The sequence below is a fragment of the Geobacter metallireducens GS-15 genome (genome assembly GCF_000012925.1).
GTDB classification, from domain to species: Bacteria; Desulfobacterota; Desulfuromonadia; order Geobacterales; family Geobacteraceae; genus Geobacter; species Geobacter metallireducens.
Genome location: NC_007517.1, coordinates 2096932 through 2113005, shown reverse-complemented (window position 1 = coordinate 2113005; position 16074 = coordinate 2096932). Strand labels below are relative to the sequence as shown.

Sequence of the window (16074 nt, the reverse complement as noted above, 5' to 3'; positions counted from 1 at the left end):
GATGGAAACCTATAACAACCTCACCATCGACCTATCGGGCCGCAACCTCATAGAGGCCAGCGCCGGCACCGGCAAGACCTACGCCATTGCCTGCCTCTACCTGCGACTTGTGGTGGAACGGGGGCTCAAGCCCGAGGAGATCCTCGTGGTCACCTTCACGGAGGCGGCCACCAAGGAGCTTCGCTCCCGGATCCGGGAGCGGCTGCGGGAGGCCCGCGATGTCTTCGCCGGGGCCGGAACGACTGACGACTTCCTCCTGAAGATGGGCGACACCAACCGGAAAGAATGGCCGGGGACCGAGGAAGCCCTCCGGCGCCTCGACCTGGCCCTGCGGACCTTCGACTGCGCCGCCATCTCCACCATCCACGGCTTCTGCTCCCGGGCCCTGCAGGAAAACGCCTTCGAGAGCGGCTCCCTCTACGACACGGAGCTTCTGGCCGATCAGAACCCCCTCATTCAGGAGATCGTTGACGACTTCTGGCGCCAAAGCTTCTTCGGGGCCGAGGCGCCGCTCCTTCCCCACGCCCTGCGGCTCAAGTGGTCCCCCGAAGGGCTTGCCCGCTTCCTCCGGGGGAAGCTCGGCAACCCTGAACTGCTGGTGGTTCCCCTCTACGGCGACGACGAGGTGGCGGCCCTTGTCAGTGAGTGCGAGGCCCTCTACGGCGAACTGACCCGTATGTGGGAGTCGAGGCGGGGTGAGATCGAGGAGATAATCGCCACCCACAAGGGGCTGCGCCGAGCCCAGAAAAACTATCACCCTGACCTGGTTCCCGGCCTTCTGGAGGGGATGGCGGATTACACTGCCTCGGGTAATCCGTGGGATCTCTGCCCGGGGTTCGAGAAGTTCACCACCGCCTATATCCAGGGCCAGGCCCTGCAAAAGAACGAGCCGCCGGAGCACCCTTTCTTCGACCTCTGTGACCGGCTGTTCCGCATCGTGGAGAAGCGATTCCTGGCCCTCAAGGGGAGCCTCTTTACCTTTGCCAGGGAGCGTCTCTCCCTCCTCAAGGCTGAGCGGGCCGTCCGCTCCTACGACGATCTCCTGACGGACCTCTACCGGGCGCTCCAGGGGCCCACCGGGGCTGATCTGGCCGATCGGCTCGCAAGCCGCTACCGGGCGGCCCTCATCGACGAGTTCCAGGACACCGATCCGGTCCAGTACCGGATCTTCAGGGAGATCTACCTGGATGCGGCCACACCCCTCTTTCTCATCGGTGATCCCAAGCAGGCCATCTACAGCTTCCGGGGGGCCGATATCTTCGCCTACCTGGAGGCCCGGAACGATGTCCCCGCGGAGAACCGCTTCACCATGGGGGAGAACTGGCGCTCCACCCCATCCATGGTGGAGGGGATCAATGCCCTGTTTCGGCAGAAGCGTGAAACCCCCTTTGTGGTGGAAGCCATCGGCTACCCGGAGGTGACGGCGGCTAAACGGGAAGAGCCCCTCCTTCTCGACGGCCGCGACCCGGCCCCCCTCCAGCTCTGGTTCATGGCACGGACTCCGGAGGACGGCGCGGGCATATCCATGGGGCCGGCCAGGGAACGAATAGTGATGGCTGTGGGGGCCGAGATTGCCGGGCTGCTCGCCGACGGCCGGGAGGGGCGAGCCACCATCGACGGCAGGGGGGTGGTGCCCGAGGACATTGCCGTCATCGTCCGGAGCCACAAGGAGGCTGCCCTTGTCCAGGAAGGGCTGCGGGGGCTCGGTATCCCGTCGGTGGTCCAGAGTGCCATGAGCCTCTTTGCTACGGAAGAGGCCCGGGAAATCTGCCGGATATTGGAAGCTGTCGCCGAACCATCCAGCGAAACCAGGGTGCGGGCCGCCCTTGCCACGACCATCCTTGGCATGTCTGGCAACGATATCGCCCGCCTCCTGGAGGACGAGCGGGGCTGGGAGGAGCGACTCGAAGCGTTTCGGGAGTACCACGATTTCTGGCAGGGACGCGGCTTCATGACCATGTTCCGGACCCTCCTGGCCCGGGAGGGGGTGCGGGAGCGGCTTCTCCCATTTGTGGACGGGGAGCGGCGGCTTACCAACGTCCTCCATTGCGGTGAAGTTATCCATGGAGCCGCCATGGAGGGGAGTCTCGGTGTGGCCCCCCTATGCGCCTGGTTCGGCGAGCGGGTAAATTCGCCCCCTCCCGACGAGGAGTACCAGATCAGGCTCGAATCGGACGAAAAGGCGGTACGGATCGTTACCGTCCACGTGAGCAAGGGGCTCGAATACCCCATCGTCTTCTGCCCCTTCACCTGGGGGGGCGTCCGGGATGACGACGATACGGCCGTCTGCCACGACGGCTACCGGATGGTGGCCGATTTCGGTTCTGACGACTATAAATCCCGACGCCTGAAGGCGCGCAACGAGGCCCTGGCCGAAAACGTCCGGCTTCTCTACGTGGCCCTCACCCGGGCCAGGCACCGCTGCTATCTGGTCTGGGGCAAGTTCCGCTACGCCGAGACCTCGGCCCTGGCCTATCTCCTCCACCATCCCGCCGACAGCCGCGAATGCGACATTAAGGCGGTACTTGGCGAGGTGATGAAGGGTATCTCCGATGAGGCGCTCCTGAAACGCCTTGATGGCCTGAAAGAGGAGGGGGGAGGGGCCATTGCCGTTACCGTTGATCCTGCGCCCGAAGCCGCAAGTTTTCGGTCAGGGCCGGAGGGAGCGGCAACTCCAGTTTGTCCCCCCTTCGGCAGAAAGATCGAGAGCGACTGGAGGGTTGCGAGCTTCACCTCCTTTGCGGCACGGCACCGCCCCGAGGAGGAACTTCCCGACCGGGACCAGCCTGCCACCGTCGTTGCCGATTCCGAAACGGCAGTTTTTGAGGTTTTGCCGGCAGAGGGGACTATTTTTGCCTTCCCCAAGGGATCCCAGGCGGGGATTGTCCTCCATGCCGTTTTCGAGAACCTTGATTTTGCCGCTGCCACCGACGCAAAGGTGGTAAGCGTCGTGGCCCAGGAACTGGCGCGCCACGGTTTCGGCGAAGAGTGGCGCGGGGCGGTTTGTGCCATGGTTCGCAACGTCCTGGATGCCCCCTTGGACAAAGGGGATAGTGCTTTCCGGTTGGCCGACCTGGCGCCGCACAGTTGGCGCGCTGAGATGGAATTCTTCTTCCCCCTCCGGTTCGTGGGATCAGAACAGGTGGCTGCGGTGCTGCGCAGGTGGGGTGCACTTCCCGACGGTGCCACCCTTGCGGAAGTGGCCGCCCGGCTTGATTTCTCTCCAGTGCAGGGGATGGTGCGCGGCTTCATGGATATGGTCTTTGAGCACCGGGGAAAATATTACCTGATCGACTGGAAATCGAACCATCTTGGCAACCGTGTTGACGATTATGGCCGTGAGAACCTGGGCCGGGAGATGGAGCGCAAGCTCTATCCTCTCCAGTACCTCCTCTACACGGTGGCCCTCAACCTTCACCTGAAGCAGCGGGTTCCCGGATACCGGTATGAGACCCACTTCGGCGGTGCCCTGTATGTCTTTCTCAGGGGGGTGGAGCCCGGGCGTCCCGGCTGCGGCATCTACCACGATATCCCCCCGAAGGGGCTGATAGACGAGCTTACCTCGTGCCTGGTGGCACTGAAGGAGCACAATGATGGCGCCTGAAACCAGCGACTACCGCGACATAGATTTCCGTTTCGCCGATTTTATCTGCCGCCTTGCCGGGAACGGGAGCGATGAGTTGCGGCGGGCGGCCCTCCGGGTGAGCAATGCAGTTGGCCAGGGACACATCTGTGTCGACCTCGCCGCTGAAGCGGAAGGGGAAGAGGAGAGCGGCTGCTATACCGAACTCCTGCGCTCATCCGGTGTTGTGGGAAGTCCCGGTGAATTTGCCACGCTGATCCTTGACGATACCCGGCTCTACCTCTACCGATACTGGAAGTATGAGAGGGAACTTGCTGAAAAAATAAGAGATAACGCTGGGCGGACCTATCCGGTGGATTGCCGTTTGCTGGGAGAGGGGGTGGTACGGCTCTTCGGCCCTCCCACCGATGGGGGGGAGACCGACTGGCAGCGGATAGCGGCGGCAGCCGCACTGCGCAGCGGCTTCACGGTCATTTCCGGCGGGCCGGGAACCGGAAAGACCTCCACCGTCGTCAAGATCATCGCCCTGCTCCTGGAGCAATCCGGCGACGACGGGCTGGGCATCGCCCTCACGGCGCCCACGGGAAAGGCTGCCGCGCGGCTCAAGGATGCGATCCGCGGGGCCAGGGAAGGGCTTGCCGGCTTGACCCCGGTGCAGGACCGGATTCCTGATGATGTGACGACCATCCACCGGCTCCTGGGGGTGATTCCGGGGGCAAACCGTTTCCGGTACAACCGGGGGAACCCGCTACCCCACGACGTGGTGGTGGTCGATGAGGCCTCAATGGTGGCACTCCCCCTCATGGCCCGCCTTGTGGAGGCAATGGCGCCCAAGGCCCGCCTCATCCTCCTGGGGGACCGGGATCAGCTCGCCTCGGTGGAAGCCGGCGCCGTCCTGGGCGACATCTGCGACACTGGCGATACACCTATGTATTCGACGGAGTTCCGTCGCTATGTTGAAGAGGCCACGGGGGAGCGTCTGGAAATGGGCTCAGGTGATGAACCACTTTCACCCCTTGCCGATTCCCTAGTTATCCTCCGCAAAAACTATCGTTTTGGTGCCGACAGCGGCATCGGCGCCCTCAGTCGCGCCATCAACGACGGGGACGGGGACAGTGCTCTGGCGCTCCTTCGCGAAGAGGGCACCTCCGGCGTTGCCTGGCGCGAAACCCCGTCCGTCGAAGCACTGGAGCAGGCCCTTGCCCCCGAGGTCATTTCGGGATACGGCGATTACCTCTCCCATGACGATCCCGCAACGGTCCTGGCCGACTTCGACCGGTTCCGGGTGCTTTGCGTCGTGCGGGAAGGTCGGTATGGCGTTGCCGGCCTCAATAGTGCAATCGAGCGGATACTTGCCGGCAGGGGGATCATCTCTCCGAACCGGCGCTGGTACCGGGGGCGGCCGGTCATGGTGACCGTCAACGATTACGCTTTGCGACTCTTCAACGGCGACGTCGGGATCACACTTCCCGACCCGGAGAATCCCGATACCCTCGCTGTTTTCTTTCCATCCGCAACCGAAGGTGTCCGGAAGGTGTCGCCTCTGCGCTTGCCGCCCCACGAAACGGTCTTTGCCATGACGGTCCACAAGAGCCAGGGGAGCGAGTTCGACAGGATACTCATGGTGATCCCCCCCGTCGAAAACCCGGTGCTGACCCGGGAACTGCTTTACACCGGCATCACCCGCGCCCGCGCGGCGGCTGGACTCTGGTGCGGAGAAGCGGTGTTCAATGCCGCCGTGGCCCGCCGGGTCGAGCGCAGGTCGGGTTTGCGGAATGCTCTGACCAAGTAAGGGACAGGGGTGTTGTGAGAGTTTTTTCTTGACACCTGATAAAAGATGGGGTATTTGTCACGTCTCTTTTGCGGCGGTGTAGCTCAGCTGGTTAGAGCATACGGCTCATATCCGTAGTGTCCGGGGTTCAAGTCCCTGCACCGCCACCATATCTAGACTGACCCCTCTTGGACTAAGAGGGGTTTTTTAGTTTATCCCCTTTGCATGAGAGCTTCCAGGAGTGAGCCGGTGAGATCGGTCCACGCAAAAGTCCTTGCCTTTTCCACTGAGCATTCCCTTTTCACTCCCGGTGATACGGTTGTTGTTGCCGTTTCCGGCGGTGCCGACTCTGTTGCCCTTCTCGATATCCTCATCTCATTGTCAGACCTCCGTTTGAACCTTGTCGTCGCCCACTTGAACCATTCTCTGCGTGGCGCCGAGTCTGACGGAGACGAGCGCTTTGTCGCCGACCTCGCCGCCTCCCGCGGCCTTCCTTTCGCAGGTGAAAAAGCTGACGTGCGGGCCTTGAGTATCCGGGAGCGCCTCTCCCTGGAGGATGCTGGTCGCCGTGCCCGTTATGAATTCTTCGACCGGGTAGCGACGCAGTACGGCGCCCGCTCCGTGGCCCTTGCCCACCATGCCGACGACCAGGCCGAGACCCTGCTGCTGAGGCTTCTTCGAGGGGCTGGCGTCACGGGGCTTTCTGCCATGGCCCCCCGCAGGGACGGGCGGTTCGTGCGTCCGCTCCTCACGCTCTCACGGTCCGAGATTGAAGGGTACCTCCATGGCCGGGGGCTTCGCTTCCGTATCGACTCATCCAACGCTGACACGGCCTTTCTCCGTAATCGCATCCGTCACGAGCTCATCCCCCATCTCGTTCGTTTTAATCCTGAGATTTCCCGACGCCTCGCGGTGACTGCCGATCTTCTTGCCGTAGATGAGGAGGTGCTTGAAACCGTTGCTGACGAGGCTCTGAAGCGGACTGCACGGGAGCACTCCGGTGAAGGCGTGATTCTTGACGTGGCCGGGTTGCTCCGTGAGCCACGGGGAGTGCGCTACCGTATCTACCGCCGGGCCGTTGCCCTCGCAATGGGAACGTTACGGGGGCTTAGCTACAAACACGTACTGCAGATAGATGGTCTTGTCCGATCACCAAAACCGAACCTCCATATCCCTGTACCGGGAGGGGTAGGGGTTGTTCGTGCTTACGGACTCGTAACATTCAAGGCGGCGGGAGTTGCCGGTATTGAGTGGGAAGATGAACTCATCATCGAGGGGCCGGGATGTTATCCGCTGCCCGATGGTGGGGAGATGGTGATTGATGTCGTTTCGCCCCCCGCGGATTTGGTAACGCTCCCTTCGGAGCGGGCATGCTTTGACCTTGATTGCGCGCCGTTTCCCTGGGTGGTGAGAGGGTTTCGCCCCGGCGACCGGATCAACCCCCTCGGAATGACGGGGACCAAGAAGGTCAAGGATATCTTCATCGACGAGAAAGTCCCGCGGGAACGCCGGCGGCTCGTTCCCCTGGTTTTCAGCAACAGTGAACTTGTCTGGGTCTGCGGGTACCGTACCGGCCACCATGCCCGTGTCACTGAAAAGACTGTATGCACCGTGCTCGCAGAGGTCCGAACCAGCACGGGAATTGCCCTTAAATGACTTGTCAACGGCCATGGGTTATGATAGCTTTTTTCAATTAGTTAGATACATCGCACATACAATGGCCGAAAGGCCGTAGGACACATCCACGGGGGTTATCCTTGAACCAGTTCTACAAAAACCTGGCGCTCTGGCTTGTGATCAGCTTGATGATGATTCTTCTCTTTAACCTGTTCAATAAACCGCGCACCACCTCTGAGCGGTTGAGCTACAGCGACTTCATCACCGCCGTCGACGCGGGCAAGGTGAATGCGGTAACCATTCAGGGAAATGAAATTATCGGCAAGTTTGCCGACGGCAAGGAGTTCAGAAGCTACAAGCCCTTGGACGCCACGCTCTCGGACAAGCTTCTCGAGAAGAAGATCAGCATTTCAGCCAAGCCGGAGGAAGAGAAGGTTTCCTGGTTCTCCATCTTCATCTCCTGGTTCCCGCTTCTTTTTCTGGTGGGTGTCTGGATATTCTTCATGCGTCAGATGCAGGGGGGTGGCGGCAAGGCCATGGCCTTCGGCAAGAGCCGGGCTAAGCTCCTTACCGAGGCCCAAGGACGGATCACCTTCGAGGACGTGGCAGGCGTCGACGAGGCCAAGGAAGAACTGGAGGAGATTATCCAGTTCCTGAAGGATCCGAAGAAGTTTACCAAGCTCGGCGGTCGTATCCCCAAAGGTGTGCTCCTGGTTGGCCCTCCGGGAACCGGCAAAACCCTCCTGGCCCGTGCCGTGGCCGGCGAGGCGGGCGTTCCCTTCTTCTCCATCTCCGGTTCCGACTTTGTCGAGATGTTCGTGGGGGTCGGTGCATCCCGAGTCCGTGACCTCTTCGTCCAGGGGAAGAAGAATGCCCCATGCATCATCTTCATCGACGAGATCGACGCTGTCGGCCGCCACCGCGGGGCAGGACTCGGCGGCGGACATGATGAGCGCGAACAGACCCTTAACCAGCTTCTGGTTGAAATGGACGGTTTCGAGTCCAACGAGGGTGTCATTCTGATCGCCGCAACCAACCGTCCCGACGTTCTCGACCCGGCTCTCCTTCGTCCCGGCCGCTTCGACCGCCAGGTCGTTGTTCCCCAGCCCGACGTGAAGGGGCGGGAGATGATCCTCAAGGTTCATACCAAAAAGACCCCCCTGGGGCCCAACGTCAATCTCGATGTCATTGCCCGCGGAACCCCCGGTTTTTCGGGCGCCGATCTGGCCAACGTGGTGAACGAGGCAGCGCTTCTTGCTGCGCGCAAGGACAAGAGTGTTGTGGATATGCAGGATTTCGACGATGCCAAGGACAAGGTCCTCATGGGGGTCGAGCGCCGGAGCATGGTCATCTCCGAGGACGAAAAGAAGAACACCGCCTACCACGAGGCGGGCCATACCCTGGTGGCAAAGCTCATCCCCGGTTCCGATCCTGTTCACAAGGTTTCCATCATCCCCCGCGGCCGGGCCTTGGGAATCACCATGCAGCTCCCCAGCGAGGACAAGCACAGCTACTCGAAGGAAGCACTCCTCAATCGCATCGCCGTTCTCATGGGGGGGCGTGCCGCAGAGGACATCATCTTTGGAAGCCTCACCACCGGTGCGGGCAACGATATCGAGCGGGCCACGGATCTTGCCCGCAAGATGGTCTGCGAATGGGGCATGAGCGACAAGATGGGCCCCGTGTCCTTCGGCAAGAAGGAGGAGTCGATCTTCCTGGGCCGCGACATGTCCATGCACAAGAACTACAGCGAGGCCACAGCCGTGGAGATCGACGGCGAGATCCGCAAGATCGTCGAAGATAGTTACAGCCGCGTAACCACGCTTCTCAGGGACAACATCGATATTCTCCACAAGCTTTCCCTGGAGCTTATTGAGAAGGAAAACCTGACTGGCGACGAAGTGGAGCAGATCGTCAGGTCCGTCAGGGGAACGGTTCCGGCTTCCGAGGAAATTCCTGCCTCCTGATGGGAAAATCCGATGAAATCGTGGTTCCGTCTTTCTGGAGGCTAGCGAAGCGGTCTCTTGACCTCTCCCGGCGTCCCTGCATCATGGGGATCCTGAACGTAACCCCTGACTCCTTTTCCGACGGCAGCCGCTACCTTGATCTTGACCGTGCGGAAGAGCGCGCTCACCAAATGGTTGAACAGGGGGCGGACATCGTCGATATCGGGGGGGAGAGCACCCGCCCCAATATTGCACCGGTGGATGCCGATGAGGAACTTCGGCGGGTCATTCCTCTGGTCGAACGGCTTGCAGGACGCATTCCGGTGCCGATTTCGGTGGATACCTACAAGGCTGTTGTGGCTCGTGAGGCGCTCCGCGTCGGCGCCGAAATCGTGAACGACATAAGCGGCCTTACCTTTGACCCGGCCATGGCTGCCACAGTGGCGGAAGCCGATGCCGGGCTGGTGGTGATGCATACCCGCGGCAGACCCGACACCATGCAAAGGGATACCGCTTATGGCAACCTGATCGCCGAGGTGATTGATTTCCTTCGTCAGTCCGTGTTGATTGCGGAAGCCGCTGGAGTTTCCAAGGAACGGATTGTTGTTGATCCGGGAATTGGCTTCGCCAAGAGCGTTCAGGGCAACCTCGAGATACTGAGGCAACTTCGGGATGTTGCCAGTCTCCAACTCCCCATACTTGTGGGAACCTCTCGCAAGTCGTTTATCGGTACCATTCTCGGCCGCAACGTGGATGAACGCCTGTTCGGCACAGCGGCAACGGTGGCCCTTGCAGTCGCCAACGGTGCCTCCATCATTCGGGTCCACGAAGTACGTGAGATGCGCGACGTGGCGGATATGGCCCATGCCGTGCTTCACCCCCACGCGTATTGATTCACTGAACGAGCTTTCCGTGTTTGTAACGCCGCCGAACTTCCAGCGGCCTGGTGCCTACGATGCCCGATTCCCTTCAGCTTTTCGGGTGGCGAGATCTGGTAGACATCACGCTCGTCACCTTCATTATCTACCGGGTTATCCTTCTCCTGAAGGGGAAGGTAGCCGCACGCCTTCTTCTCATTCTTGCCATTCTCGGCACACTTTACTTTCTTACCAGTCTTGTCGGCCTTGACACACTTCACTGGATTTTGAGGTCTCTGTTCGGCTCCTTCATCATCATACTCGTCATTGTGTTCCAGCATGACCTGCGTCGTGCGCTGGTCAGCCTGGGAAGGAGTGGCAAGGAAAGGGATTATGAGGTTGAAGAGGCCTCTGAGGCCATCGACGGCCTTACAACGGCGCTGGCTGATCTTTCAGCCCGCCGGCATGGTGCTCTTATCGTGATCGAACGTGAGATGGGAGTCTCGGCCCACCTCCAGACCGGAACCGAGATCGATGCAAAGATAACGAGCGAGATTCTAACCTCTATTTTTCTCCCCTATTCGCCCATCCATGACGGTGCTGTCGTTATCCAGCGTGGTAAACTGACAAAGGCCGGCTGTTTTCTCCCCCTCTCCCAGAACCCGGCCATCAGCAAGAGCCTTGGCACCCGACACCGGGCAGCCTTGGGGCTTACTGAAGTGGTTGATGCCGTGGCCCTCGTGGTTTCCGAGGAGACAGGCCAGATGTCTGTGGTTATCGGTGGCAAACTTATGCCCATGCCCGATGGGGGTAGTCTCCGTAAAGCTCTCAAACGGCTCATAGAGCCCCAATGGCTGTCGTCATGAACTGGAACAATTTCTCAACCAACTGGGACCTCAAGCTTCTTTCCCTCATTCTGGCAGTGATCGTATGGGGTGGCGTATCCGGAGGACGCACCGCCGAACTGGAACTTACGGTGCCCCTGGAACTGCGCAACCTACCTCCCGGCTTTTCTGTGGCTAGCGCCGTTCCCACGGAGGCCTCAGTAACCGTTGCCGGGCCGAAAATTCTTTTATTGAAGCTCCGTAGTGAAAGGATTATCATTCCGCTCGACGCACGGGGGGTGGGCGAGGGAACCACGCTGTTCACGGGTCTTGAACGCAGGCTCGGTCTCCCTCGGGAAGCAACAATCACCCGTCTTTTTCCTGCAACGGTTGAAGTAAGGCTGATCCGTTCCAAAACAGTCCAGAAACCGTAATTTCGCTATCCAGGAGTTGTTATATGAAGAAGCTTTTCGGTACTGATGGCGTTCGCGGCGTGGCGAACGTTTATCCCATGACGACGGAAATGGCCATGCAGATCGGCCGTGCCGCAGCCTATCTGTTCAAGAACGGCAACCGGCGGCACCGGATCGTCATTGGCAAGGATACCCGCCTTTCCGGTTACATGCTGGAGAACGCCCTGGTGGCCGGTATCTGTTCCATGGGAGTAGACGTACTCGTGGTAGGGCCACTGCCAACCCCGGGCATTGCCAATATCACCTCGTCCATGCGGGCTGACGCGGGAGTGGTCATCTCGGCATCCCACAACGCTTTTCAGGATAACGGCATCAAGTTCTTCTCCCGGGATGGTTTCAAGCTCCCCGATGAGATGGAACTCAAGATCGAGGAGCTGATCTTTTCCAAGAAGATCGATTCCCTGCGCCCCATTGCCACCGAGGTGGGGAAGGCCTACCGGATCGACGATGCGGTGGGGCGCTATGTGGTCTTTCTCAAGAACACCTTCCCCAAGGAGCTTGATCTCACGGGGATGAAGATCGTCCTCGACTGCGCCAACGGTGCCGCCTACAAGGTGGCGCCGGCAGTCCTGGAGGAGCTTGGGGCGGAGGTCATTCCCTACGGCATCAAGCCCAACGGCACTAACATCAATGCCGGCTTCGGATCGCTTCACCCCGAGGTGATCAGCGAGGCAGTCAAGGAGCACCGGGCCGATCTGGGCATAGCCCTTGACGGCGACGCCGACCGGGTCATTTTTGTGGACGAATTCGGCAACGAGGTGGACGGCGACCACATCATGGCCATCTGCGCCACAGATATGCTCAAACATAAGAAACTCCGCAAGAATACCCTCGTGGCAACGGTTATGAGCAATATGGGGCTCGACATAGCCGTGAAAAAGGCTGGCGGGAAGGTGATCAAGACGGCAGTCGGGGACCGCTACGTGGTGGAGGAGATGCTGAAGGGAGGCTACAACCTCGGCGGCGAGCAGTCAGGGCACATGATCTTCCTTGATCACAACACCACGGGGGACGGGATGCTCTCCGCCCTCCAGGTCCTCGCCATCATGCGTCGAAGCGGCAAGACTCTCTCCGAGCTGGCCGAGGTGATGATTCCGCTTCCCCAGGTCCTCGTCAATGTGCGGGTTACCGAGAAAAAGGATATCATGACGATCCCCGAGGTGGCTGCACTCATCCGGGGGGTAGAAGATAAACTGAAGGACGAGGGGCGCATCCTCATCCGCTATTCCGGCACTGAGCCGCTGTTGCGGATCATGCTGGAAGGTCAGGACAAATACCAGATTACCGGGTGGGCCAAGGAGATTGCCGACCTGGTTGAGAAGAAGATCGGAGGGAAGTAGGTGGCAAAGCTTGGCGTAAATATTGACCACGTGGCAACAATCAGGCAGGCGAGGGGAGGAGTGGAACCCGATCCCGTGGCTGCCGCCGCTCTGGCGGAGTTGGCCGGAGCCGACGGGATTACCATTCACCTGCGGGAAGACCGCCGTCATATCCAGGACCGGGACCTGAAACTCCTTCGCCAAACCGTGAAGACCAAGCTCAATCTGGAGATGGCGGCAACGGCAGAGATGGTTGCCATAGCCCTCTCCGTAAAGCCCGACATGTGCACTCTCGTTCCCGAAAAGCGTCAGGAGCTCACTACCGAAGGTGGACTGGATGTGCGAATTGCCATGCAGGGGATTGCTGAAGCGGTGGAAAGGCTCCAGAATGGCGGCATCGCGGTGAGCCTCTTTGTCGATCCCGACCCCGACCAGGTGAAGGCTTCCAGCAAGGTTGGATCCGACTACATCGAGATACACACCGGGGCCTTTGCCGACGCAAAGGATTGGAAGTCCGAGCAGGATGAGTTGGAGCGGATTGGGAACGCCATTAAGCTTGGCGCCAAGCTCGGTCTCGGTATCAATGCCGGTCATGGCCTTAATTACACCAACATCAGGAAGGTTGCGGCCCTGGGGGGCATCGAGGAGTATAACATCGGCCATTCCATCATCTCCCGGGCGGTCCTTGTGGGACTCGACCGGGCAGTGCGCGACATGGTGGATCTCATCAAGTACGCCTGAGGTATCCGTGATTTTCGGCACCGGCATTGATATCGTCGACATAACCCGCTTCGAGCGTTTTCTGGAAGAGAGGAATACGCGTCTGTTCGAGCGCCTGTTCACCATTCATGAGCAAGAATACTGTGCGGGAAAGGCCCACAGTGCCCAGCACTATGCCCTTCGTTTCGCAGCCAAGGAGGCCTTTCTCAAGGCGTGCGGCCTCGGGCTTCGCGAAGGATTGACCTGGCATGACGTGGAGGTTGTCAACGACTCCCTCGGCAAGCCGGACCTGCGACTTTACGGCAAGGCACAACAGCTATTCGCTGATATGAATCTCTCGAAGACATTTGTATCCCTTTCCCATGACGGGAATTTTGCCGTCGCCATGGTGGTTCTGGAGCGGGTATGAAGGTTGTTACCGGCGAAACCATGCAGCGGATGGACCGTCGCTCCATCGAGGAATTCGGCATACCGGGCATTGACCTCATGGAAAATGCCGGCCAGGGGTGCGCTGCGGCCATTATTGAACGATTCGGACCGGCTGCGGGACGGATGGTGCTCGTTGTTGCCGGCAAGGGGAACAACGGTGGCGACGGATATGTAATTGCCAGGCTTCTGCAGCAGGAAGGGTGGGAAGTTCAGACCGTCGTCCTTGCCCTGCGCGAAGAGATTGCCGGTGATGCCAAGGTTAACCTGGATCGCCTTGATCCAGAAACCGTCATGTTTTCGCCTCCTCCGGCAGGGCTCGCTCCTTTTGCCCCCCACCTGGAACGGGCATCGGTGATCGTAGACGCCCTCTTCGGCACGGGTCTCAAGAGTGAGGTTCAGGGTAGCTTTGCCGAGGCGATTAACCTTCTGAACGCTGCGGGAAAACCGGTCGTGGCCGTTGATATTCCCTCGGGGATAGACGCAGGGACCGGTCGGACTCTCGGCGTCGCGGTCAAGGCTGATGTAACCGTTACCTTTGCCCTTGCCAAGCTTGGCCATGTCCTTTATCCCGGTGCCGAGCTCTGTGGCGATCTCCGTGTAGTTGATATCGGCATCCCTCTTCAGGTTGCCGCTGATGCCGAAGGGTACGATTTTGTCGACCATGGGACGGCTTGTCGTCTGGTTCGTCCTCGGGATCGTCGCGCCCATAAGGGGAGCTTCGGCCATTGTCTTGTTGTTGCCGGCTCCACCGGCAAAACCGGTGCCGCTGCCATGGCTGCAAACAGTGCGGTTCGTGCCGGCTCGGGACTGGTGACTTTGGCGGTTCCCGAACGCCTCAACGCCATTCTGGAAATGAAAACCACCGAGGCCATGACCCTGCCACTTCCCGATGGCGGTGCCGGACGCTTGGTGCAGGATTCTGCGCCGGCACTGCTCGAAGCCATTGGCGGCAAATCAGCCGTCGCGTTGGGGCCGGGCATCTCGTGGCATTTAGACACTGCACGCCTTATCCGCCATCTCGTCACCAAGATCGAGACCCCTCTTGTGATAGATGCCGATGGTCTGAACGCCCTGTCCGAAGACCCCGCCATCTTGCAGCGAAAACGGAGCAACTGCATCGTCCTTACCCCGCATCCGGGCGAAATGGCCCGTCTTACCGGCACCTCCACCGCGATTATCGAGGCAGACCGGATTGCTGCGGCGCGTGAGTTTGCAGAACAGAATGGCGTGTATATGATACTGAAAGGTGCCCGTACGGTCATTGCTGCGCCGGACGGACGGGTCGCCATCAACGGGAGCGGTAACCCTGGTATGGCGTCGGGGGGGATGGGTGACGTCCTTACCGGCATCCTGGCATCTCTCTTGGGGCAGGGATACGAACCCTTTGACGCCTGCCGGCTCGGCGTGTTCATTCATGGTCACGCCGCAGATTTGGTGGCAGCCGACAAGGGAGAAATCGGCATGTCGGCCGTCGACGTTCAGGAAAGACTCCCCTGGGCATTCAAAACGCTAACCCTATAATTGAAAGAAAGGATGCTAATATGTTGAAAGTACGAGATATAATGACGACTGATGTCGTGTCGGTCAAAAGGGAAACCACAATCAGGGAGTTGGCGGAGATATTCACGAAACATCGGGTCGGCAGCGTACCGGTAGTGGATGAGAGCGGCAACCTCATCGGCATCGTCACTGAATCGGACCTTATCGAACAGGATAAAAGCCTTCACATACCTACGGTCATCTCTCTTTTCGACTGGGTTATTTACCTTGAGAGCGAGAAAAAATTCGAAAAGGAACTCCAGAAGATGACCGGCCAGACTGTCGGGGATCTCTATACCGACACTGCGGAGATGGTAACGCCGGATACCCCCGTGAGCGAGGTGGCCGATATCATGAGCAGCAAGAAGCTCCATGCTTTGCCGGTCGTGGAGGGAAAACGGCTCGTCGGCATGGTTTCCCGCATTGACCTCATCAGAACAATGGTGAAGTAGCGCGTTGTGGTTTCAGTTACTTCGCACAGTGTTGAAGAGACTATCCGGCTGGGTGAGCGGCTTGGGCGACTGCTGGAGCCGGGGAGTTTTATCGCCCTCACCGGAGAGTTGGGCGCAGGCAAGACCCAGTTTGTACGGGGGGTAGCCTCCGGTCTGGGTATTGATAGCTCTGTACCCATTACAAGTCCTACGTTTACCCTTCTGAATGAGTACCAGGGACGAATCAGACTTTACCATTTCGATCTCTACCGTCTTGGTGGCGTCGATGATGCAGCAGAACTCGGTTTTGACGAGTACTTCGATGGGAATGGAGTCTGCCTCGTCGAGTGGGCCGAACGGCTTGGTTCTGATATCCTAACGGAACGTCTTGATATTATATTTGATTATTTAAGCGATACCGAGCGGCGTATCGACTTTATTTCGCACGGCTCAAACCATGAGGCATTATTAAAAAAATGTTTTGACCGTCGTTTGGATTCCTGCTATTAAGGGACGACGCGAAGCGGCGTATTCATTAGGACTCGATACGTAAAGGAGGAACGGT

General features: G+C 59.5%; 13 protein-coding genes and 1 tRNA gene. All 14 read left to right on the top strand.

The window, feature by feature from the left end:
* Position 1 precedes the first annotated feature (1 nt).
* The 14 genes from recB (at position 2) to tsaE (ending at position 16019) form a co-directional block, all read left to right on the top strand.
* Entirely contained in the window at positions 2–3604 is a 3603-nt protein-coding gene (gene recB / locus GMET_RS09570) for an exodeoxyribonuclease V subunit beta (protein ID WP_004511951.1), read from the top strand.
* Positions 3594–5375 carry an exodeoxyribonuclease V subunit alpha gene (recD, locus tag GMET_RS09565; RefSeq protein WP_004511952.1) on the top strand — a complete coding sequence of 594 codons (1782 nt, stop codon included), beginning with the start codon at positions 3594–3596 and terminating at the stop codon, positions 5373–5375. Before recB ends, recD begins: the two co-directional genes overlap by 11 nt.
* A gap of 72 nt (positions 5376–5447) precedes the next feature.
* Positions 5448–5524, top strand: a tRNA-Met gene (locus GMET_RS09560).
* A 55-nt stretch (positions 5525–5579) separates the two neighbouring features.
* Positions 5580–7010 carry a tRNA lysidine(34) synthetase TilS gene (gene tilS, locus GMET_RS09555; RefSeq protein WP_238378896.1) on the top strand — a complete coding sequence of 477 codons (1431 nt, stop codon included), beginning with the start codon at positions 5580–5582 and terminating at the stop codon, positions 7008–7010.
* Between the two features lie 101 nt (positions 7011–7111).
* Complete coding sequence (gene ftsH, locus GMET_RS09550) at positions 7112–8938, top strand: ATP-dependent zinc metalloprotease FtsH (protein WP_004511954.1); 1827 nt, start codon at positions 7112–7114, stop codon at positions 8936–8938.
* Entirely contained in the window at positions 8938–9810 is an 873-nt protein-coding gene (folP, locus tag GMET_RS09545; RefSeq protein ID WP_004511955.1) for a dihydropteroate synthase, read from the top strand. The genes ftsH and folP overlap by 1 nt, the downstream gene beginning before the upstream one ends.
* 62 nt (positions 9811–9872) lie before the next feature.
* Entirely contained in the window at positions 9873–10640 is a 768-nt protein-coding gene (cdaA, locus tag GMET_RS09540; RefSeq protein ID WP_004511956.1) for a diadenylate cyclase CdaA, read from the top strand.
* Positions 10637–11032: a CdaR family protein gene (locus GMET_RS09535; protein WP_011365884.1), complete on the top strand. Its 396-nt coding sequence runs from the start codon at positions 10637–10639 to the stop codon at positions 11030–11032. The genes cdaA and GMET_RS09535 overlap by 4 nt, the downstream gene beginning before the upstream one ends.
* A gap of 23 nt (positions 11033–11055) precedes the next feature.
* Positions 11056–12411: a phosphoglucosamine mutase gene (glmM, locus tag GMET_RS09530; protein WP_011365883.1), complete on the top strand. Its 1356-nt coding sequence runs from the start codon at positions 11056–11058 to the stop codon at positions 12409–12411.
* Entirely contained in the window at positions 12412–13131 is a 720-nt protein-coding gene (locus GMET_RS09525; protein ID WP_004511959.1) for a pyridoxine 5'-phosphate synthase, read from the top strand. It begins immediately after the preceding gene.
* Between the two features lie 7 nt (positions 13132–13138).
* Positions 13139–13519, top strand: a complete 381-nt coding sequence (locus GMET_RS09520) for a holo-[acyl-carrier-protein] synthase (protein WP_004511960.1) — start codon at positions 13139–13141, stop codon at positions 13517–13519.
* Positions 13516–15060, top strand: coding sequence for a bifunctional ADP-dependent NAD(P)H-hydrate dehydratase/NAD(P)H-hydrate epimerase (locus GMET_RS09515; RefSeq protein WP_004511961.1), 1545 nt, complete (start codon positions 13516–13518; stop codon positions 15058–15060). Before GMET_RS09520 ends, GMET_RS09515 begins: the two co-directional genes overlap by 4 nt.
* A 20-nt stretch (positions 15061–15080) precedes the next feature.
* Positions 15081–15530 carry a CBS domain-containing protein gene (locus tag GMET_RS09510; protein ID WP_004511962.1) on the top strand — a complete coding sequence of 150 codons (450 nt, stop codon included), beginning with the start codon at positions 15081–15083 and terminating at the stop codon, positions 15528–15530.
* A gap of 6 nt (positions 15531–15536) precedes the next feature.
* Positions 15537–16019 (top strand): tRNA (adenosine(37)-N6)-threonylcarbamoyltransferase complex ATPase subunit type 1 TsaE, encoded by a 483-nt coding sequence (gene tsaE / locus GMET_RS09505; RefSeq protein ID WP_004511963.1) that lies wholly within the window; start codon positions 15537–15539, stop codon positions 16017–16019.
* The last annotated feature ends 55 nt before the right edge of the window (positions 16020–16074 follow it).